The following is a 21,173-nucleotide window of genomic DNA, read 5'->3' as shown; positions in this document are numbered from 1 at the left end:
GCCATTTTTGACGCCGCCAGTATAATAGGCGGCACATTTTTTAATGCATAAGGAAGCATCATGAGCTTAAGTCTGGTTCCGGCAGGTAAAAATCTGCCAGATGAAATCAACGTGATTATCGAAATTCCGGCCAATGCCGACCCAATCAAATATGAAGTCGACAAAGACAGCGGTACTGTATGGGTTGACCGTTTTATGTCGACACCGATGTTCTATCCATGCAACTACGGTTTTGTGAACCACACATTGTCACTGGATGGTGATCCGGTCGACGTGCTGGTGCCAACGCCTTACCCACTGGTACCAGGCGCAGTGATCAAATGCCGTCCGGTTGCAGTACTGAAAATGGCCGACGAAGCCGGTGAAGATGCCAAAGTTCTGGCCGTGCCAATCAGCAAACTGACCAAAATTTATGACCATATTCAAGACATCAACGACGTGCCTGAACTGCTGAAAAACCAAATCCAGCATTTCTTCGAACGTTATAAAGAGCTGGAACCAGGTAAATGGGTCAAGGTTATTGGCTGGGGCGACAAAGCTGAAGCCAAAGCAGAGATCCAAACCTCATTCGAACGCGCACAAAACAAATAAACTCATTTGTTTTGCTTAAACAGGCCCGCATGTCGGGCCTGTTTCATTAATATCACCAAATCACGAATTTTCTCCACTATCCCTTTCTTTATATTCAGAAATTCTGTTCTAATGCGTTGAGATTGCAGCGGCATCGGGATTTGCTGTCTATACTGGCAATTGATTTCAAATCAAAGACATTCAAAATAAAACCGGCCATTGCGCTGATCCAACGGGGTATTCATCTATGGAATTTTTGCAACGCCTTTCGATTGCGAAAAAAATCTATTTAATTCCCCTCATAGGCACCCTGATGTTCGTGGTGTTTTTGGGGCTTTCCACTAAAACCGCACTGAGCAACGTAAAAACGTTGGAAAACACCCGAGATATTCAATTCCCGGTGTTGCAAGCCTCTGAAAGCGCCCTGGTGTCTTTAGAACGCCTGAAAGAATCGCTCGCCAGTGCAGTGACGACTGGTGACGAAGAAGCTCTGAATGGCGCAAATAAACTCGCTGAGCAAATGAAAAAGCAATTAACGACCGTCGGCCAGCTCGAATCTGAAGTGAGCCGCGAAGTTAGTCAGATCCTGCAGTCATTTGATGCTTATTACGCTGTCGCATTTAAAGTGTCACAAGAGATGGTCAGCAATACAGCGGACATGGCATCGATTGGTGAACGCTCGCAAAAAATGAATGCGGATTACGAAAACACCGTGAAAAAACTGACATCTTTCCGCGATGTGCAGCTGACTCAGTTCAAAAATTCGATTGATGATGCCAATGGCCAGGCTTCGCAGATGATCACCGTCGGCGTGATCATGATGGTGATCACAGTGCTGGCCTTATTTGGTACAGCGTTGCCAGTGGTTCGTGGCATCGACAGCAGCCTTGGGCACATCATCCGCTCCTTGCGCGACCTCGCCAAAGAAGACGGTGATTTGACCGTACGCATCCAAACCAAATCGAAAGATGAACTGGGTGATCTGGCCTACTGGTTTAATTCCTTTATGGAAAAATTGCAGGGCGTAGTCAAAGAAATCGTGAATACTGCACTGCCTTTATCGTCACTGGCCAAAGATTTACATCAGCTGACTGACGACACCAACAGAACAATTGCTGTGCAGCGTAAAGCAGCGGATCAGGCCAAAATTGCCGTCGATGACATGAGTAATAGTGTGATTGCAGAGGCCAGTAGCGCTAATGAAGCATCCAGCGCCGCCAATGACTCCAATACTGCGGCAGATCGTGGTCAACAGACAGTCGGCGTGACAGTTAATAATATCCGTCAACTGGCAACCAACGTACAGGAAGCATCAGAAGTCATTCTGAAACTGGAAACAGATGCAAACCAGGTTGGGGCTGTGTTGGATGTGATTAAAGGCATCGCAGAGCAGACAAACTTATTGGCACTGAACGCTGCGATCGAAGCAGCACGCGCTGGCGAACAAGGCCGCGGTTTTGCGGTCGTTGCGGACGAAGTGCGGACGCTGGCGTCAAGAACACAGAAATCTACTGAAGAAATTCAGAAAACCATCGAACAACTGCAGTCTGCCGCGCGTTCAGCGGTACAGAAGATGCAGCAAAGTACTGTACAGGCCGATCAGAGCGTGACCTCAGCTAATCAGGCGGGTGATTCACTGCAAGCCATCACTACCAGTATCCGACGCATTCGTGAGATGAACCAGCATATTGCCTCTGCGACTGAAGAGCAGCAAGTGATGGCCGGTACTATCGTCGGGCACGTAGTGGACATCGTGAAACACACTGAGCATACGTCTCAAAGCGCTGGTCATATTGCCAAGGCCAGCCGCGAACTGGCGAATCTGGCACAGAATCTGGAAAATATCGCCCGCTTGTTCCGCGTGTGATCCGGACAAATGCAGCGGCGGATGCCGCTGTGGTCATAAAAAAATGCCGCTTAATGCGGCATTTTTTTATTGGGCTCCCGCAGTATTCAGGGCTGCCAGTTGCGGATAAACGCCAACAGGTCAGGCGTCGGCATCGGCTTCGCATACATAAAGCCTTGTACTTCGTCACAGCCCATCGCTTTTACTGCAGCAGCCTGCTCCGGCGTCTCTATACCTTCAGCGATTGTCGACAGACCTAACCGTTTACCTAGACTGACAATGGTCTCCGCTATTACTGCGCCATTTGGCTTAGCAAAATCGCGGACAAAGGCGCGATCTACTTTGATGCGATCCAGCGGTAATTGCTGCAAATAACTTAAACTTGAAAAACCAATGCCAAAATCATCGATAGCGACCTTGATGCCATAGGTTTTAAGCTGATTCAGCGCTTCAATCACTATTTTCGGTTCATCCATTACCACGGATTCAGTAATTTCAAGCTCAAGTAACTGCGGATCAATTTGCGACGCCTGAACGGCTTCGATGACGGATTTTACAAAATACGGACTTCTGAATTGTGGCATAGATACATTGACGGCGATCCGCAAAGGTTCCAGACCTTGCTCTGCCAGATACCGAATTTGCTGGCAAGCCTGGCGTATTACCCAATCGCCGATCTCAACAATCAACCCCGAATACTCAGCCAATGGGATAAACACCGCAGGGGAAATATAGCCCCCCTGCCCATCCGGCCAGCGCAACAAAGCTTCCATACCAATCACTTTATTGTCACTCAGCGAAATCTGCGGTTGATACCACAACGCCAGTTTATCCTGACTGAAGTCCTGCCGCAGTCGGCGTAATAGCGCCAGACGTTCAGCCATCTGATCTTCAAGCTCGGCATGATAATATTCATAATTTTGCGCCAGGCTCTTTTTCGCTCTGTTTAGTGCGATGTAAACCTGTTTCAAGATGCCGAGCCCCTGCCGCACGCTATCAGTCAGGCGGCAAAAACCAAAAGTCGCATTGATTTGCAGGCTGTGCTCCGACGCCAGAAATGGTTCTGCAAACACCGCATTGAGTCGCTGCGGTGTCAAATCAGCTTCGGGCCCAATCAAACCAAAAACGTCAGCACCGATCCTGGCAATTTGCGCCACTTCACCAAAAGTGGCGACCAGACGACGGGTTACTGACACCAATAATTCGTTACCCACTTCCTGACCTAAGCCATCATTGACGTCCGAAAAATGAGCGATATCGATCAGCACCGCAACGGTATTCTCCGGCGCAAGACGACGGGTTTCCTGCAGTAACTGCGTATATTCGTTTCGGTTCGGCGTTTTTGTCAGCGGGTCTATATACGCCGCATGTTTCAGCTGCTGAAACAGCGTGACGTTTTCATAACCAATTGAAATATTGCTTAAAAACACCTCAATCAGCTGGCGATCGAAATCTTCAATCGGCCGGTTAGTTTCGATATATACCGCCGCACAATGTTCGGCATTGCCGAGATATAACACGGTATCAAATGCAGTAAAAATATGTCGCTTCTCGGCCAAACAATGCAGGATTTGCTGGATAATCCGTTCGTTTCCAAGCCGTTCCAGTTTGCACTTGATATAGGGGGCATAATGCCCGGCAGCGCCCAGCACATAGACGTTTTCACTGGCAGAACCGTCGTCTTCAATCTGCGCGCATAACACACCTTCTGCATGCAGCCCTATCAGGGACGAAATTTGCGTTACGACGCCTTCAGAAAACTCGTGTAGCGAATGCTGTTCCAACAAATTGGCACCAGCGTTGATTATTTTCTGCAGCCCCAGTCGATTCTGATTAATAGTGCGGATCTGCTGGTAAGAGCGAATGGAAGAGATAATGGATGTGACCAGCTTGCTGCGGGTCAGTTCTGTTTTGGTTTTATAATCATTGATGTCATATTCTTTAATGACACTTTCTTCCGGGGCGTAACCAGGCTGGCCGGTCCTTAATACAATGCGGACTTCGTCCATACCCAGTTGTTCGCGGATCTGCTGGACAACAAGCAAACCGGCATCGTCAGATTCCATCACCACGTCGAGTAAAATGACCGCAATATGTGGGTTTTTCTTTAGGAATTCTATTGCGGCGCGGCCTGAATAGGCATGGTGAAATACCAGCTTACGACCCTGTACTAATAAGTCACTTAACGCCAGTCTGGTGACAGTATGGATCTCTTCATCATCGTCAACGATCAGTAAATGCCATTCACCCGTCACCTGCGGCGCGGGTGTGTACACGCTATCGTCTTCTGCGAGGAACAGAAAATCATCATCTGTTACTTTTGACACCATTCAACGACCTTATCCTTAGAGTCTCACCGGGCAACACTGCGTGGCCTTCCATGTTGTTGTGCCTGAACGTATCCGTTCATACTACCTGTGAGTCAACATCAACGACTGATTTTGTGCCTTATTACACTATACCCTTAAGTAAAAATTGCAATCAATTTTGCGTCAACCAATGGTTGAGGCGGCAGCTAAAATGCCGTTGGCCGCCTAAATTCAAATGTTTTTAGCCGGATCTCTGGCGACCGGTCGTTGTGGGCCGATACAATCATTTCAGCAGTCGCAGCAGGAATAGTCTCTGATGAGCAAAATTCAACCCATGTCTGGCCAACAACGCTTACGACAGCTGGCAAAACGCCAGCTCGGTCAGGAGCTAGCGTCCCGTCCCCGTCAGGATCAACAAGACAATACCATCTCAATTCAACAAGTTCGTCAGGCCAGTGCCGTACATCAACAGCTTTCTTCACGTGCTGGTGTTGGCGCGGATCTCGATGTCCCTGAAGATACTTTAAGTACCCGTGCCGAACGACGTCGCCAAATGACCGTCGAGCGCCAGCAGTACAATCTGGAAAAAGTAATGGTACTGGCACAGGAATATTGTACTGATCAAGCGGTCAGCCAAGAGTTAGACCCGGATTGGTTTTATCATTTTTGTGAACTGGTACAGAACATTTCGGCCTTGTCGATGCAAAAACTCTGGGCCCGTATACTCGCCGCCGAAATCAGTATGCCCGGCAGTTTCTCTTACAAAACACTCAATATACTACGGCAAATGCATCACAAAGACGCGCAGGCGTTGCAGCTGGCTAGCAGTCTGAGCTGCCGCATTTCCGCTCAGGAACCGGCGCATATCTATTTCAGTTATTTACAGCAAGGCTCTTTTTGGCAATGGATCCGTGGCCGGCATCGCGGTGTGTTAAATTTGAGTCAATTCGGCTTAACCTATCCTCAGATCCTGAGTCTGACCGATCTGGGTCTATTGCATCCGGCAGAAATTGAAAGTGGTGTGATGAACAAAGGACAGACATTGCAATGGATGTTTCCGCAAACACCGCTGCAAGGTCGGCTGAAAGCCAATGGCATTGTGTTGCAGTATTATAAATTCACCAATAATGGCGCCGAACTGATGAGCCTGTTAAACAGTCCGGTGCAACCACTTTTCATGCAGGCGCTGCAGACTTTGTTCGGCAACGTTATTGAGTTTCAGCCAATGGCCTGATCCGAGACATAATATGAGCAATTTTGCGGGCGTCCAAAGGTTTTATCATCACGTCATCCATTCCGGCGAGACGGAAACTGACCGCCTCTTCCGGCAATGCATGCCCGGTAAATGCCAATATGACTGTCTGCTGGTGGTGACGTAATTGCCGGATCCTCTTTGTGACCTCGATGCCGCTAAGATCCGGTAACTGAATATCCATCAGGATCAACTGGTAACGGCTATGACTGGCCAGCTTTAACGCTTCATGACCGGTGGTGGCAAAATCAATGCTGATACCTTGCCCTGATAGCATAGCGCGGACAAAACTCAGATTGGTTGGATTGTCATCGACGATAAGCAGTTGCTGACTGGAAAATTGGCTACCAGGCTGCGGCAAGTCCTGCAGATCCGCTAACAGTAACGGGGAGATAAACTGAGTCCCAGGCGGCTGCGTACCAAAACGTTGCTGTAAGCCTGCTGGAGCAAACAAAATGAGCTGATAACGGCCGCTGATATGCTGCAACTCTGCCAATTCGTTATCAGGCATATCTTCATAGTTCCAGTGCACCACGACGGTATCAATCAAGCGACTTGTTAATGCAGCTTTCAGCTCCGTTATACTTTTAGTTGCAACAACCTGTTCACTGACACCGAGCAGACTATGGCGCCACAGATCTAACCGACATGGCCTCGGGTCGTAAATAACCAAATTCTGGAACCGCCGGTTTGACAACGGCTGCTGTCCGCTGATGCGAATACTGAGATCCAAACGAGTCCCTAAATCAGCAAGCTCCTGAATTTGAAATTCAGCGGACAATTGCTGCATCAATCCAAAGCAGACCTCAAATGGAATATCTTCCCAATGCGGCTCAGCCAGACCCCCCTGTGCTAATACCTGACGACTACGGGCGCTCAGACTCTTGCCGGTATATTGAATTTTTAATTGCAGTTTATCGCGTGCGCCAGAGTACAGTCGGTAGCTAACTAAAAGTTCTTTGCCATCAATCAGTGGTTTCACCGCTAATAGCAATGAATGCAGTAGTTGCTGCATGAGCTGTCCATCCATCTCGGCCTGATAACGGCTCGCATCCGGATCTTCATCCGGCAACAGCAAAATTCCTGCTGGCCACATTGGTTGGAGTGTACGGATCGCTTGGGCAAACCATTGTGGGATGCCCTGCAATGTAAGATTTGGCGTTGTCGTTTGTTGCTGTTTGCGGTTTAACATCGCCAGCCAAAAAGCAAGTTCTGCGTGTTGCAACTGAGGGGCCTGGCCGGCAAGACTGTGCCAACACTGCAAATCACGGCCAAGTTGTAAGGTTTTCAGCTCAGACTGAGATAATTGTTGGCGGATCTCAGTTTGTTGTTCTACATGCAATTTTTGCTGACTCTGCATAATCTGCAAATTCAGTGTTGCCTGATGCGCAGCCTCATCCTGTTGTTTCGCGAGTTGCCGCACAGCAAGACTGAGTCGGTTGATTTCCGCAGCTGCGGGATCCTGCTTCCGATGTGGCTCAGGAATACTCTGCCAAATCTGAGAATAAAACCGCTCGAGCCGGCGTTGCATTAATTTGCTACCCAACCAGATTGTCAAAGCAGCGGCAAGTAACCCATAGATCCAGATATATGACACAGGCACGTCCGTCGCGCGGATCACTAAAAGTCGGCCATCGTTTAGTGATTGATGCCAGAGAGTTGGGCTTTGTTGCTCTACGTCCCTCACCGATATCGACGAATTCTGAACAGGCTCGCCGACGAAAACCAGTTGCTTGCCATTGGCATCAAGTAACTCCAGACTCAGCAGTCCAACGGGGGAATTTTCCCTGGCAAAAGTCATCAGTTCTGCTGCATCAACGGGATCGGCAATCAAATGATCACTCAGATGTTCTGCCACACGGCCCAATTGCAATTGCTGGTTTTTGGCATGCAGCTGGTACTGCAGCCAACAGGCCGCCAGAGCAGCCATCAGCAACGCTGTGACCAGAGCAATAAGCAATTTAGGCTTGAGCATAATGCGGTTCCGAATCACCGGGTACCCACAAAACCGCGGCGGAAAGTGGGCACCAGAAAAACGTCAGTATAGCGGCGTTGCTTTTCTTGCAGCAACAGTCAACGATGTTAGTTTTGCGAATTTACCGTACATTTTTTTAACAAAATCAAAAATCGACATCGATCCCAATAAAACCACCATCATTGGCAGCTACAAAGTCCAATTGATCACGATTACTGACAGTGGTTTGGCCATGTTGCCAGCCCGCACGCAGATGCGCCTGAAACATTGCAATATCGATGAAGCGCCAAGCAAGGCCGCTGCGCCAGTCATAATTTCGGTCGCTTTGATATCGACTGTAATTACCAGTTAAGAACCAATGCGTATTGGTGCCCCACAGTCCGATCTCCGCATCGATAAACAGCATAGGTAATACTACTGAAAGATCACGTGCTGCCGCTGTTAAAGGCGTTGCCAACCGAACATCCGACTGCAATAAACGCGCAGTCAGTCCCAAATCCAGACGAAGAACAGGGTTATCTAAAATCTCGTAGTACCCAGTTAAATCAACATTTTTCAGGGAGTTATGCTGCGAGACTATGGTGCCTGCAGCAAACGTTTTTTGTGCGAGCACCAACGCTTCTGCGAGCGCCGCATTCGCACTTACATCAGAATGCTGGTAGCGCACTGCGATATTGGGCAGCAACGGCAGCGGATGTTCAAATCGGGCATACCAGGCCAGTTCATTCGCATCATCCAATACGAACTGACCGGCTTTGCCGGGATCGCCGGCAGAGAGCTTTGGCTGCATCTGCCAATAATCCACACCAACTCTGGCGCCGAGCAGATCAGCCTGAACACTGCCCGCTGTAACCAAAAATCCCAGAATCATCCCGGTAACAACCCGCATTATTTATCCTTGTGCCAGTAATTCAGTTAAATCAATCAGCGCCGCATTGGCTCTGGAAATATAGTTTGCCATGACCAGACTGTGGTTAGCCAACATGCCGAACCCACTGCCATTTAACACCATTGGCGTCCAGATGGTTTGTTGGGTCGACTCCAACTCGCGAATGATCTGCTGCAGGCTGACAGTTGCATTCTTACGTTGCAATACGTCGGCAAAATCTACTTCAATCGCTTTTAGCAGATGCAATAGCGCCCAACTGGCACCTCGGGCTTCATAAAACTCATTATCGATCCGCCACCAGGACGTTTTAATCATCATCTCGTCTGGTGTTAACGTGGATTTTCGAGCGGCAATATCGCCGGCTAAATCGGTATTAAGGCGGTCCTGACCAACGCTGGCGCTCAGGCGTTGACTATAACTGCCTAAGCGTTTTTCGACTTGTTTTAGCCAATCTCTTAAGTTATCTGCTCTGGCAAAGAATTGATGCTCTTGGTTTTCCGTGGCCATCAGCCCCTGACGATACTGCCGCAACAGCTTGATTGCCGCAGTATATTCCTCTTCCGGCGACGGAATGGCCCAGCTGCGGTGTTCAATATTAAATTTAGGCTGGATCTGTTTGAGCAAACTGTTTTCGACCGACTGCGACTGGGACCGGCTCAGGTCCGCCCGCATCGCCAGTGCCATGTCTCGGATCATCTCCAATGCACCGAGCTCCCAGGCAGGCATATCATCCATTAAGACAAACGGCGGCAAAATGTCGTTGCTGATATAACCGCCGGGCTTATACAGCAAGGTCTCAGTAATGTGGATTAAGGTATTTGTCGTGGTAAAGCCCACCACAGGTTTTTCGCCTGCGGCCGCAGTCTGGGCTACAGCGACAACATCAAATGTGGCAGGCTCGTCGCTGTAATAAAGCGTCATCCCCCAGCCAATCAACACTGTTGTGAGAAACAATGCCAGAGCAATCATCAGCTTGTGCATATCTGGTTCCTACTGTTTGGGGATCCGCGTCACGTTTGCACTGACAGATTGCATAGTTCCATCCGACCAACGTAATTGTAGCGGCACTTGCTGACCAAGCTGAATCGGCTGGGTCGGGCCAAAGAGCATCAAATGCAAACCGCCCGGCTGCAAGTGCACACTTTGGCCGGGCGCTACGGCTATTTTATCGACTTCGACCATTTGCATCATCCCGTCAGTCATCTGGTGAGCGTGGAGCTCAACCGCATCAAATTGAGGGCTGGTTACAGCCAGCAACGCAATGGGGTTGGTACCGGTATTCCTGATCGAAAAATACCCGGCACTTAGTGTTTTACCCGGCAGTGGTTGGCGCACCGTTGCATTGCTGATCTCAGTCTGAGCAGCCAGAACGTTCAGGGTACAACAACTTAGAACAAACAAAATAAATTGACGCATCAGAGGCTCCTGCGAGTGTTATCGCAACATCTTACACAGGAGCCAGCAATTTGTCAGACAACATAACGACTTGGCAAAATTAATGCCGCAGCCAGATATACTACAAACATCACGCCTGGTAAGGTTAAAAATGCCAACACGGCGATGCAGCGGATCAACGTTGCATTGTGGCCATAAGCTCGAGCCAAACCACTGCAAACCCCTGCAATCTTGCGATCCGCTTTATTACAATACCAGCGATTTTCATGGCGAGTTCTCATCGCGTTCTCCTGATTGTTGAAATTCAAAGAAAGACAATCAAAGGGCGTGCCAAATATTTTTACTTTAAAAATCATGTAGATAAGAATGCGCACAGCGACTACAGATAACATATGACGAGAAAACGCAAAAAATAGGCTGTGAATACTAAAAAATGGCTATTTTGACTAAAAACCAATATCAAGACAAAAAAAACCCGGTACTGCTAAGACCGGGTTGCGGGAGGAATATCAGAGGGCGGCAATAACCATAACCAAAGTTTTGCCGTAATGAATATGCTGAACACAGGGAGCAAAAACATCCCAAGCAGCTGCGGAGACAGCGCCAGAATCACAACCTTACTCCACAACAGCGACAGTGTTACTGTCCAGGCCTGCAACAACATCTACTTGCACTGTTTCTGATTCATCAGTCACAGCTTCTGCCAGGCTTTCTGCCAGAGATTGTTTTAATTGTTCAGCAATATTGTGTTTCATTTCAGCTGCTTGCTCAGCAATTTGTGCGGTGGCGATAGCTGTCAGCTCACTGACCGGATCTGCATGTGCAATGCTGTGGCTAAACAGGAAAGTGGCGGCAAAAACGACTGAAGTAATTGATTTCATGGTGGTTTCCTCATTGGTTAATTTAACTGACTACAACCAATGAATTACAATCCTTGTGCCAACTCAGAAAACTATTTTATCTCCTTGTTTTTTATATGTTTTTTCATAAAATCTATTTGGAACGCAACGACGAGAGACATATCAAAAAACAAAAAGTGGTTAATTTAACCACTTTTTAGTATCACTCGGGAACTTTCGCTAATGCGGCAAGCATTACCTCAGGCCCACTCGTTGGCAAATGACCCGTTTCACTTAAATGGCGGCGCCACAACCGGGCTCCCGGCACTCCCTGAAAGATCCCCAGCATATGCCGCGCAATATGCCAGAAACGTGCGCCTTGCTGCATCTGTAGTTCGATATAAGGCAGCATTTCGCGAACCAGTTGATGGGGTGTCGGAACTGGCCGCGGATCACCATAGAGGGCATGGTCAATCTGTGCCAGTAATAATGGATTGGTATAAGCCTCGCGCCCAACCATGACCCCGTCCAGATACTGCAAATGTGTCAGACATTCTTCCACAGTCTTTACGCCACCATTAATCGAAATATCCAGATCTGGAAACTGCTGTTTCAGTTGATATACCCGTGGATAATTCAGTGGTGGCACTTCGCGATTTTCTTTTGGACTCAGACCCTGCAGCCAAGCTTTACGCGCATGAATAATAAATTGCGAGCATCCTGCTTCACTGACAATGCCAACAAAATCAGTCAAAAACTGCATATCGTCGGAATCGTCAATACCAATGCGGGTTTTAACTGTTACCGGAATATCCACCACGGCGCGCATTGCACTGACACATGCCGCAACTTGCGCTGGCTGGGCCATCAGACACGCGCCAAACATGCCATTCTGCACGCGATCGGACGGGCAGCCGACATTGATATTAATCGCATCATAACCATGCTGCTGACACAACAGCGCTGACTTTGCCATCGCCTCCGGATCTGAACCACCGAGTTGCACCACAACCGGGTGTTCTTCTTCGTTAAACGACAGATAATCGCCCTGTCCAAATAAAATAGCGCCGGTCGTGACCATTTCGGTATAGAGCACGGCATGGTGGCTTAATTTACGGTGGAAATAACGACAATGTTTATCAGTCCAATCCAGCATTGGCGCGACAGAAAATTTATGATTCAAGATGACCTCCAGCAAGGACCGTCATTTTAACCTGAATCACTTGGTTTTGTGACGGGCATGCCGATTTATCCGATTTTAATCTGTGTTACACTCGGAAAAAATAATGACTCAGGTACAGACAGACATGTCAGTAGAGAGCTTAGTGCTGCGAGCACAACGCATTTGTGACCAAAATGGCGCCAGATTTACTTCAATCCGGGAAAAGGTGTTTCGTTTACTTGCTGGCACTCATAGTGGTGTTGGTGCATACGAATTGCTGGAACAGCTGAAGCAGACAGAACCAGCCGCAAAACCTGCTACGATTTACCGGGCGCTGGAGTTTTTAACGGAGCAAGGTTTTATCCACAAAATTGAGTCCAGCAACGCTTTTATGCTGTGTCATCATTTTGACCATCATCACCCAGCTCAATTACTAATCTGTCAGCAGTGTGGGCACGTTGAGGAATTACATTCCAATGTGCTTTTTAAAGAATTCAGTAGCTTAGCTGACGCCAAAGGATTTAGCATTCAGCAGCAGACCATTGAAGCCCGAGGCTTGTGCAAGAACTGTCAGAACTAGTGTTTTTTGTGTACGGTAACTGACTCGGCAGAGCAAACGGATTTATTTCGACAGATTTTTAGTGGAATTCACTACGAAACTATCTCAAAAACAAAGAGCTAGTCTTGTTTATTCTATAAAATCTGCCTAACCTTAACGTCAGGGTAAAAAGCCAGGTGACGAACCAAAGCAGCGGGTCTTTTCAATGAATGTCGAGTATGTAAATCCATTCTTATCGTCGTTAGTGAATGTGCTGAGCACCATGGCCAATACAACAATTGTGCCCGGTCAGCCCCGAATCAAAAAAGATGAAGTCGCCCGTGGCGATGTATCAGGCCTAATCGGCATGATTGGTCCCCAGACAAAAGGATCTTTTTCGGTGAGTTTTGAAGAATCTCTGGCACTGGAGATTATGAACCGGATGCTAGGTGAGAAACCAAAAACTATCAACGAAGAAGTGACTGACATGGTGGGTGAAATCACCAATATGGTTACTGGTGGGGCCAAACGAATCTTAGGCGAAAAAGGCTATGAATTCAGTATGGCAACTCCGGTTGTTGTATCTGGTAAAGGCCACACCATCACCCATAAATGTGACGGTCCGAAAATTCTGATGCCATTTGACTCCGAATTCGGCAAAGTGCACATCGAAGTCAGTTTTGATAATCAAGGCGGCGGTTAATTTTCAAGCTGCTGATTTGCGAAACTAAAAAAGCCGGTCATTGAACCGGCTTTTTTGTCGCTGAAACAAAAATTCAATCACCTATATATCGGAATTGCACTCTGCTGGTAATGTTGCACAACAGCTCGTAAGGGATGGTTTGTACTTGTTCCGCAATTTCTTCGACGGGTAAATCCTCTCCCCACAGTATCACCTGTGCACCATGGGCAATTTCATCGTCGCCAATATCGACTGTGGTCATATCCATTGAAACACGACCAACGATTGGATAGCGTTTGCCATTAATCAAGACTGGAGTGCCGCACGGTGCATTCCGCGGATAGCCATCGCCATAACCGATAGCGACAACCGCCAGTCTTGTATCTTTAGGCGCTACCCAGCTTGCTCCGTAACCGACTGCATCACCTTGTCTAACCTGCCTGACCGCAATCACCGAACTGCTAAATGTCATGACAGGCCGCAAGGCGTGAGCGGCGGAACGCCCTTTGTCCATTGGCGAGACCCCATATAGTGCCAGACCTGGCCTTACCCAGTCGCCATGGCTTTGAGGCCACCCCACCACGCCCGCTGAGTTGGCGATACTCAGTTCGCCAGCGGCATCGCCAATAGTTTGCCGAAACAGTGCCAATTGACGGGCGGTTGCTGGATTGTCTTTCTCATCAGCACAGGCAAAATGGGTCATCAGCCGCATCGGCTGCAATACGTTTTTGCTTTGGCAGAGTTTTTGATAAATCTCTTTGAAATCCGCGGGTTCAACGCCAAGTCTATGCATGCCACTATCAATTTTTAACCAGACATGGATGGGCGATTCCAACTCCGCTTTAACCAATGCTTCAACCTGAGCCGGATGATGCACAACAACCTGGAGATTTGACGCAACAATCTGGGATAACTCGTCGGCATGGAAAAAGCCTTCCAGTAACACGATAGGTTTGACGATTCCACCTGCGCGCAGCATCAAAGCTTCATCAATCCGCGCAACACCAAAAGCATGAACATCTTTCAGCTGCGCGGCAACCGCCAGCAAGCCATGGCCATAAGCGTTTGCTTTGAGCACTGCAAGGATCTTGCTATGCGGTGCCATATCTCGAATACGTTCTACGTTGTGTAATAAGGCGCTGGTATTGATTTGCGCAAGAGGTCTGCGACTCATCAGTACTCATCCTCAAAACGCGCTGTACCGGCATAGTTGTCAAAACGGGAGTATCTACCGTGGAAAGTCAGACGGACCCGACCAATTGGGCCGTTCCGCTGTTTACCGATAATAACTTCTGCGGTGCCTTTATCAGGGCTGTCATCGTGATAAACCTCATCACGATAAATAAACATGATGAGATCCGCATCTTGTTCAATAGAACCGGATTCACGGAGATCCGAGTTAACCGGTCTTTTGTCAGCGCGTTGTTCCAGCGAGCGGTTTAACTGTGACAGAGCGACCACAGGCACTTTTAGTTCTTTAGCCAGCGCTTTTAAAGAGCGCGAGATCTCAGCGATTTCCAGCGTACGGTTGTCCGATAAGCCCGGCACCGTCATCAACTGCAGGTAGTCCACCATGATCATGGAGAGGCCACCATGCTCCCGTGCCACCCGGCGTGCGCGGGAACGAACCTCCGTAGGCGTGAGGCCTGACGCATCGTCAATGTACATTTTGCCTTTACTGTTCAGCAGTTCAATCGCCGAAGATAAGCGTGCCCAGTCCTCATCATCCAGCTGACCGGTCCGTACTTTGGTCTGGTCAATACGGCCAAGCGAGGCCAGCATCCGCATCATAATTTGTTCAGACGGCATCTCTAGACTAAAGATTAATACCGGCTTATCACTGCTTATCGCTGCGTGTTCACAGAGGTTCATCGCAAAGGTAGTTTTACCCATCGAAGGACGCGCGGCAACAATAATCAAATCTGACGGCTGCATGCCGTTGGTCATTTTGTCGAGGTCCATATAACCGGTCGATACCCCGGTCAAACCGCCCGCGCTGGGGTTACGAAACAGTGCATCGATCTTGTCGATAGTCTTGGCCAGAATGCTGTTGATGGGCTCAGGGCCTTCATTGGCGTCAGCGCGTTGTTCAGCAATCTTAAAAACCTTCGTTTCAGCGAAGTCTAATAATTCAGCACTACTACGGCCTTGTGGGTCATAGCCGGCGTCAGCAATGTCATGCGCAACAGAAATCATATCACGCACCACGGCTCGTTCACGCACAATATCAGCGTAAGCCAGGATATTGGCCGCACTTGGTGTGTTTTTCGCGATTTCACCGATATAGGCAAAACCACCGATATCGTCGAGCTGTTGATTGCGTTCCAGCCATTCTGAAACAGTAATGAGATCTATCGGCTGGTTCAGCTCGGCAATTGCGGTCATTGCTTTGAAGATATGCTTGTGGGAACGCAGGTAAAAATCCTGCTCTACGACCTTTTCGGACACTTTGTCCCAAGCATCATTATCCAGCATCAGGCCGCCGAGCACTGATTGCTCGGCTTCAATAGAATGCGGCGGCATTTTTACCGCAGCGACTTGTTTATCTTTTATGTTTGCCATAACACCCAATAGCTTGAACTGAGCAGAAAACCGGAGAGATCAGGCGTTGGCTTCCACGATGCTGTGGCAGCAAGCAGACGCTGAAAATACGAAGCCTAGCCTAGCATTTTTCATCGAACAGAGCAGCGGAAAATTTATAAGTCATCAGCCGTCTGTTGCGAAAACAGACAAGGTGATACATCTGGTGAAGAAATCAAAAGGGGAATTACAGAAGGGGAGATACTGACACGATAACAGCGTTACCGTGTCAGTTAAAGGCTTACGCCTCAGCAACAACAACCAGTTTAACGGTTGCAGTAACTTCAGCATGCAGCTGCAGGTCGATGTCAAAAGAACCAACGTCACGCAGAGTACCGTTTGGCAGTTTAACTTCGGCTTTAGTAACAGCTACACCGGCTTCAGTGATCGCATCAGCGATGTCACGAGTACCGATAGAACCGAACAGTTTGCCTTCGTCACCAGCTTTAGCAGCGATAGTAACTTCGCCCAGCTCAGCAACTTTAGCAGCACGTTCTTGCGCAGCAACCAGGTTAGCAACCAGTTTGGCTTCTAACTCAGCACGGCGTGCTTCAAATTTTTCGATGTTAGCTTTGGTCGCTGGAACTGCTTTTCCTTGTGGGAATAAGAAGTTACGGGCATAACCAGATTTAACAACCACTTTGTCGCCTAAACCACCCAGGTTAGCAACTTTATCCAACAGAATGATATCCATTGTTTAATCCTCTCTGTATCGTTGAACCAGGCTTATGCGTGTGAATCGCTGTATGGCAGCAGAGCCAGGTAGCGGGCGCGTTTGATTGCACGAGCTAATTGGCGCTGATACTTAGCGCTGGTACCAGTGATACGGCTAGGAACAATTTTGCCACTTTCAGTGACATAATTTTTTAAAGTAGCGGTATCTTTGTAGTCGATCTCTTGCACGCCTTCGGCAGAGAAACGGCAGAATTTACGGCGACGGAAATAACGGGCCATGAACTTTCTCCTAACTTAAAATTTCAATCTGTTGGGCATGGAGCACAAGCTTTGCTTGACCGCTCCGGGTCTGATGCCGGTTTAAAAAGCCTTGCACCCTGACCACACTACCCTGCATCAAATTGTGACTTTGTCTGCTCAACTCGCCGGTTACCACCACATGAATGCGCAGGTAACTTGCTCTGTTGTATCCGGCTTCCAGTTGCATCGACTTGTGCTCAAGCACCAAGTACAGATGCGGGATACCGGCAGGACTCTCGTTCCGGTCGGGCTGACGGCAAATGACGCCAGTAATGACCAGACTGTTGTCCATCAGATTACTCGTCGTTTGCTACCTGCTCTTCAGAGTCACGCGGAGCACGGTCACGACGTTCTTCACGTACTTTTGCCATTGGTGATGGCTCAGTGACAGCACCGTTTGTGCGCATGATCAGGTTACGCAGTACAGCATCGTTGTAGCGGAAGTTAGTTTCCAGTTCATCGATCACTGCTTGTGGCGCTTCTACGTTCAACAGAACATAGTGGGCTTTGTGCAGTTTTTCGATTGGGTAAGCCAGTTGACGGCGGCCCCAGTCTTCCAGACGGTGGATAGAACCGCCAGCTTCTTTGATAGCACCAGTGTAACGTTCGATCATACCTGGGACTTGTTCACTCTGATCAGGGTGAACCATAAACACGATTTCGTAATGACGCATGGTAGCTCCTTACGGTTAATTAGCCTCGGGTGAGCTCGACCAGACTCGCATAGAGGCAAGGAACATGGATGTGGGTCGAAGGTCGCGTATTCTACGGATCGATCGACCGAAATACAAGCAGTTAATCAGCTTTGGTGCAATTCAGCCGGCCATTTTCCAGATTTAGCTGGTCGTGCGCTGCCGTACTGCTTCATACAAACAAATCCCAGTGGCAACGGACACATTTAAGCTAGATACCGCGCCAAACATCGGGATTTTCACCAGACCATCACAGAGTTCTTTCGTTAGACGACGTAGACCATCGCCTTCAGCACCCATCGCCAGCGCCAACGGGCCGCTGAGACTGGCCTGATAAATGGTGGTTTCGGTTTCACCAGCAGCACCCAGCACCCATACACCCGCGTCTTTTAACTCCCGGATAGTGCGGGCCAGGTTGGTGACTGCGATAAATGGCACCGCTTCAGCAGCACCACAGGCAACTTTGCGCACTACTGCGGTGAGCTTCGCAGCCCGGTCTTTTGGCGCTATCACCGCATGGACACCCGCAGCATCTGCACTGCGTAAAATGGCGCCGAGGTTGTGCGGGTCGGTAATGCCATCGAGGATCAACAAAAACGGCTGCGCTTGCGTGTCGAGGATCCGTTTTAGATCATGCTCATCGCCGGCGTCAGACAAACGGGCTTTGGCGACGACGCCCTGATGCTGCGCACCGTCAACTTTTTCATCCAGCGTTTTACGCTGGCAGAACTGTACGGAGATGCCGGATTTACGTGCCTGTTGGATCAGTGGTGTCATCCGCTGATCTTCGCGGTCTTTTAACACGAACAATTCCAGGACGTCTTCGGGATGACGTTCCATAAAGGCGCTGACCGAGTGCAGGCCAAAAATAAAATCTGTGCTCATAAGAGTTCTCAAAATGCAACAGGCGCAAAAGCGCCTGTTGTGGTCGATAACCAAAGATGGTCAGGTGAATGGACGGCAGTGTAGCAAAAACTATAGGTTTTTTCAGCCTGCCGTCATCTGCCCCTGTTTACTTGCGCCGGCGTGGGGCTTTTGTTGCGCCGCCATCGGCTGTTTTCGCACCCGATTTGGCACGAGGCTTACTGCCACTGCGGCCTGCCTTGGTCTTACCGGGGCGCTGGGTTGGATCTGCGACAGCCCGGCCTTTTTTCGTCGAATGACCTTTGCTCGCTTTGCTATCCGTTGCCGGCGCCTTTTTTCCGCCACCTTTGGCACTTTGCACAGTGGTCACGACACCCAAATCGATTTTGCGCGCTTCGAGATTGACCGCCAGCACTTTGACTTCCAGCAAATCACCCATGCGATAACTTTGCTTACTGTGCTCGCCCATCAACACCTGGCGTTCGGTATCAAAATGATAATAATCGTTTGGCAGCGACGTGACATGCACCAAGCCTTCAATATACAAATCAACCAAGCGTACAAACAAACCAAAGCTGGTCACAGTTGCAACCACGCCCTGGAAAGTAGCACCGAGGTGGTCCTGCATATACTCGCATTTCAGCCAGTCGGACACTTCGCGCGTCGCATCGTCGGCGCGGCGTTCGGTCATCGAACACTGTTCGCCCAGCGGCACCATTTGCTCATGGCTATATCCGCGAGCACCATTCACCGGCTCGCCTTGTTTATGCAACACGGCTTTGATAGCGCGGTGCAACAACAAATCCGGATACCGGCGGATTGGCGAGGTGAAATGCGCATAGGCTTCCAGTGCCAGACCAAAATGGCCTTGATTATCAGGCTGATACACCGCCTGTTTCAGCGAGCGTAACAACGTCGTTTCGATCAGTTCTTTATCCGGTCGGTCACCAATTTTTGCCAACAACTGGGTCAGTTCCAGCGGTGTCGGCTCGCTTGGTAAATCTGCGGTAATGCCAAGCTCCAGCAAGAAGCGTTTAAAGTTAGCAAAACGATCGGAATCTGGCTGTTCATGTACGCGATACAGCGCCGGAGCTTCATTTTTTTCTACCAGTTTGGCTGCTGCGACATTGGCCAAAATCATACATTCTTCGATGATTTTATGCGCTTCGTTGCGGTGGATTGGCACTATCTGCTCAATCTTGCGGTGGCTGTTGAAAATAAACCGCGTTTCTACCGTTTCAAACTCTATCGCGCCACGACCGGCGCGGACTTTGGCCATTTGTTTATACAACGAATTCAGATTGTCGATATTGGTGAGATTCTCTGCATACTGCTGACGCAGTTCAGGGTCACCCTGCAAAATCGCATGCACTTTGTTGTATGTCAGGCGGGCTTTGGAATGCATCACCGCTTCGTAAAACCGGTAACTGCCGAGTTTGCCCTGCGCACTGATATGCATATCAGCAACAAAACACAGGCGGTCCACATGCGGATTCAGTGAACATAAGCCATTGGACAAGGCTTCTGGCAACATCGGCACCACATGGTCCGGGAAATAGACGGAGTTGCCACGGTCCAACGCTTCACGATCAAGCGCGGTATCCGGCTGCACATAAGCAGTGACGTCCGCGATCGCGACCCACAAGTGCCAGCCACCATCTTCTTTACGTTCACAATATACGGCATCGTCAAAGTCGCGCGCATCTTCACCGTCAATGGTAATAAGGCCAATATCGGTTAAATCGACGCGTCCGGCTTTAGCCGCTGCCGGCACTTCTGCACCAAACTGACTGACTTGCTGTTCCACTGCCTGAGAAAAGGTATGTGGAATATTGTGGTTACGGATGGCGACTTCGATTTCCATACCAGGCGCCATATGTTCGCCCAGCACTTCCACTACTTTACCGACAGCATTGATCCGTTTTGACGGCCGGCTGGTCACTTCCGCTAATACAATCTGGCCATGACGGGCACCGTTTTCATCACCAGCCGGGATCACGATATCCTGCGCAATGCGCGGATCTTCAGGCACTACAACGGCTAAGGCGAAATCTTTGAAATAACGGCCGACAATCGGCTCTTTACGCGGTTCCAGCACCCGGACAATCCGCGCTTCGACTTTATCTTTGCCCTTAATCTCACCGGCACTGGCCAGTACAACGTCGCCCGGTAGCAGACGCTGCATTTCAAAATTCGGAATATACCAGTCAGGCCCGCCCAGCTCTCGTTTCAGAAAGCCAAAGCCTTCACGATGGCCCAACACGGTACCTTTGACCAGGTCCAGGTCGTCGACCAGGCCATAGCGTTTAGTTTTTGTAAACAGCAGCTGGCCATCACGCTCCATTGCGCGCAGACGTTTTTTCAGTGCGAATAATGCTTCTTCGTCGCTCAGGTTCAGTTCTGCCGCTAATTCGTCGAAGTAGGCAGGTTGTTGCCGCTGTTTGATGTGTTCGAGGATAAATTCCCGACTCGGGATAGGGTTTTCATATTTTTCTTGCTCACGCGCAAGATGCGGATCTTTGATCGTCATGGAGACTCTTTCGTTGAATAACTGCGGCAAGTTTAACAGTCTGGCGCGAAATTTTCACTGAAACTGCAGAAATCT

Annotated in this window: 21 protein-coding genes; 5 read left to right on the top strand and 16 right to left on the bottom strand. The window is 49.1% G+C overall.

Annotated elements, in window-relative coordinates:
• Positions 1 to 60 precede the first annotated feature (60 nt).
• Together ppa and ACFFJP_RS04670 are read left to right on the top strand one after the other, a co-directional pair.
• Positions 61 to 591, top strand: a complete 531-nt coding sequence (gene ppa / locus ACFFJP_RS04675; RefSeq protein ID WP_208930533.1) for an inorganic diphosphatase — start codon at positions 61 to 63, stop codon at positions 589 to 591.
• Positions 592 to 883: 292 nt separating this feature from the next.
• Complete coding sequence (locus ACFFJP_RS04670) at positions 884 to 2,437, top strand: methyl-accepting chemotaxis protein (RefSeq protein ID WP_377240993.1); 1,554 nt, start codon at positions 884 to 886, stop codon at positions 2,435 to 2,437.
• An 86-nt stretch (positions 2,438 to 2,523) separates the two neighbouring features.
• On the opposite strand, the gene ACFFJP_RS04665 is transcribed toward ACFFJP_RS04670, so the two are convergent.
• On the bottom strand, positions 2,524 to 4,746 hold the full coding sequence (locus ACFFJP_RS04665; RefSeq protein ID WP_377240991.1) for a bifunctional diguanylate cyclase/phosphodiesterase: 2,223 nt from the start codon (positions 4,744 to 4,746) through the stop codon (positions 2,524 to 2,526).
• 295 nt (positions 4,747 to 5,041) lie between these two features.
• Between ACFFJP_RS04665 and ACFFJP_RS04660 the strand changes: the two genes are divergently transcribed.
• Positions 5,042 to 5,959 (top strand): TIGR03899 family protein, encoded by a 918-nt coding sequence (locus ACFFJP_RS04660; RefSeq protein WP_377240989.1) that lies wholly within the window; start codon positions 5,042 to 5,044, stop codon positions 5,957 to 5,959.
• Here the strand turns inward: ACFFJP_RS04660 and ACFFJP_RS04655 are convergent.
• From ACFFJP_RS04655 to dusA, 7 genes are all read right to left on the bottom strand, one after another.
• Complete coding sequence (locus ACFFJP_RS04655; protein WP_377240987.1) at positions 5,934 to 7,952, bottom strand: response regulator; 2,019 nt, start codon at positions 7,950 to 7,952, stop codon at positions 5,934 to 5,936. The genes ACFFJP_RS04660 and ACFFJP_RS04655 overlap by 26 nt on opposite strands.
• Before the next feature lie 145 nt (positions 7,953 to 8,097).
• Positions 8,098 to 8,841, bottom strand: coding sequence for a TIGR04219 family outer membrane beta-barrel protein (locus ACFFJP_RS04650; protein ID WP_377240985.1), 744 nt, complete (start codon positions 8,839 to 8,841; stop codon positions 8,098 to 8,100).
• Positions 8,842 to 8,844: 3 nt separating this feature from the next.
• A complete protein-coding gene (locus ACFFJP_RS04645) occupies positions 8,845 to 9,822 on the bottom strand; it encodes a DUF2333 family protein (RefSeq protein WP_377240983.1) in 978 nt (325 codons plus the stop codon).
• A 9-nt stretch (positions 9,823 to 9,831) separates the two neighbouring features.
• Positions 9,832 to 10,257: a copper chaperone PCu(A)C gene (locus tag ACFFJP_RS04640; protein WP_377240981.1), complete on the bottom strand. Its 426-nt coding sequence runs from the start codon at positions 10,255 to 10,257 to the stop codon at positions 9,832 to 9,834.
• Positions 10,258 to 10,310: 53 nt separating this feature from the next.
• Positions 10,311 to 10,610 carry a PspC domain-containing protein gene (locus tag ACFFJP_RS04635; RefSeq protein ID WP_377240979.1) on the bottom strand — a complete coding sequence of 100 codons (300 nt, stop codon included), beginning with the start codon at positions 10,608 to 10,610 and terminating at the stop codon, positions 10,311 to 10,313.
• A gap of 243 nt (positions 10,611 to 10,853) precedes the next feature.
• Positions 10,854 to 11,117: a hypothetical protein gene (locus tag ACFFJP_RS04630; RefSeq protein WP_377240977.1), complete on the bottom strand. Its 264-nt coding sequence runs from the start codon at positions 11,115 to 11,117 to the stop codon at positions 10,854 to 10,856.
• A 181-nt stretch (positions 11,118 to 11,298) separates the two neighbouring features.
• The gene (gene dusA / locus ACFFJP_RS04625) at positions 11,299 to 12,258 is read right to left on the bottom strand and encodes a tRNA dihydrouridine(20/20a) synthase DusA (RefSeq protein ID WP_377240975.1); all 960 of its coding nucleotides are present in this window, start codon (positions 12,256 to 12,258) and stop codon (positions 11,299 to 11,301) included.
• A 103-nt stretch (positions 12,259 to 12,361) separates the two neighbouring features.
• Between dusA and ACFFJP_RS04620 the strand changes: the two genes are divergently transcribed.
• Together ACFFJP_RS04620 and ACFFJP_RS04615 are read left to right on the top strand one after the other, a co-directional pair.
• Positions 12,362 to 12,817, top strand: coding sequence for a transcriptional repressor (locus tag ACFFJP_RS04620; RefSeq protein ID WP_377240973.1), 456 nt, complete (start codon positions 12,362 to 12,364; stop codon positions 12,815 to 12,817).
• Positions 12,818 to 13,001: 184 nt separating this feature from the next.
• On the top strand, positions 13,002 to 13,478 hold the full coding sequence (locus ACFFJP_RS04615; RefSeq protein ID WP_031568563.1) for a chemotaxis protein CheX: 477 nt from the start codon (positions 13,002 to 13,004) through the stop codon (positions 13,476 to 13,478).
• Between the two features lie 73 nt (positions 13,479 to 13,551).
• Here the strand turns inward: ACFFJP_RS04615 and alr are convergent, their stop codons facing one another.
• The 8 genes from alr to rnr form a co-directional block, all read right to left on the bottom strand.
• Positions 13,552 to 14,631, bottom strand: a complete 1,080-nt coding sequence (alr, locus tag ACFFJP_RS04610) for an alanine racemase (protein ID WP_377240971.1) — start codon at positions 14,629 to 14,631, stop codon at positions 13,552 to 13,554.
• Positions 14,631 to 16,019 (bottom strand): replicative DNA helicase, encoded by a 1,389-nt coding sequence (gene dnaB, locus ACFFJP_RS04605; protein WP_208933359.1) that lies wholly within the window; start codon positions 16,017 to 16,019, stop codon positions 14,631 to 14,633. The genes alr and dnaB overlap by 1 nt, the downstream gene beginning before the upstream one ends.
• 259 nt (positions 16,020 to 16,278) lie before the next feature.
• Positions 16,279 to 16,731 (bottom strand): 50S ribosomal protein L9, encoded by a 453-nt coding sequence (gene rplI, locus ACFFJP_RS04600; RefSeq protein ID WP_208933358.1) that lies wholly within the window; start codon positions 16,729 to 16,731, stop codon positions 16,279 to 16,281.
• 32 nt (positions 16,732 to 16,763) lie between these two features.
• A complete protein-coding gene (gene rpsR, locus ACFFJP_RS04595; protein ID WP_031568572.1) occupies positions 16,764 to 16,991 on the bottom strand; it encodes a 30S ribosomal protein S18 in 228 nt (75 codons plus the stop codon).
• Between the two features lie 10 nt (positions 16,992 to 17,001).
• A complete protein-coding gene (gene priB / locus ACFFJP_RS04590; protein ID WP_377240969.1) occupies positions 17,002 to 17,304 on the bottom strand; it encodes a primosomal replication protein N in 303 nt (100 codons plus the stop codon).
• Positions 17,305 to 17,308: 4 nt separating this feature from the next.
• Positions 17,309 to 17,686 (bottom strand): 30S ribosomal protein S6, encoded by a 378-nt coding sequence (rpsF, locus tag ACFFJP_RS04585; protein WP_208933356.1) that lies wholly within the window; start codon positions 17,684 to 17,686, stop codon positions 17,309 to 17,311.
• Positions 17,687 to 17,848: 162 nt separating this feature from the next.
• The gene (rlmB, locus tag ACFFJP_RS04580; RefSeq protein ID WP_377240967.1) at positions 17,849 to 18,589 is read right to left on the bottom strand and encodes a 23S rRNA (guanosine(2251)-2'-O)-methyltransferase RlmB; all 741 of its coding nucleotides are present in this window, start codon (positions 18,587 to 18,589) and stop codon (positions 17,849 to 17,851) included.
• 127 nt (positions 18,590 to 18,716) lie between these two features.
• On the bottom strand, positions 18,717 to 21,098 hold the full coding sequence (gene rnr / locus ACFFJP_RS04575) for a ribonuclease R (RefSeq protein WP_377240965.1): 2,382 nt from the start codon (positions 21,096 to 21,098) through the stop codon (positions 18,717 to 18,719).
• Positions 21,099 to 21,173 lie beyond the last annotated feature (75 nt).

Origin of the sequence: Rheinheimera tilapiae, assembly GCF_042432165.1 — a bacterium.
GTDB classification, from domain to species: Bacteria; Pseudomonadota; Gammaproteobacteria; order Enterobacterales; family Alteromonadaceae; genus Pararheinheimera; species Pararheinheimera tilapiae.
This window is presented reverse-complemented; position numbering and strand designations above follow the sequence as displayed.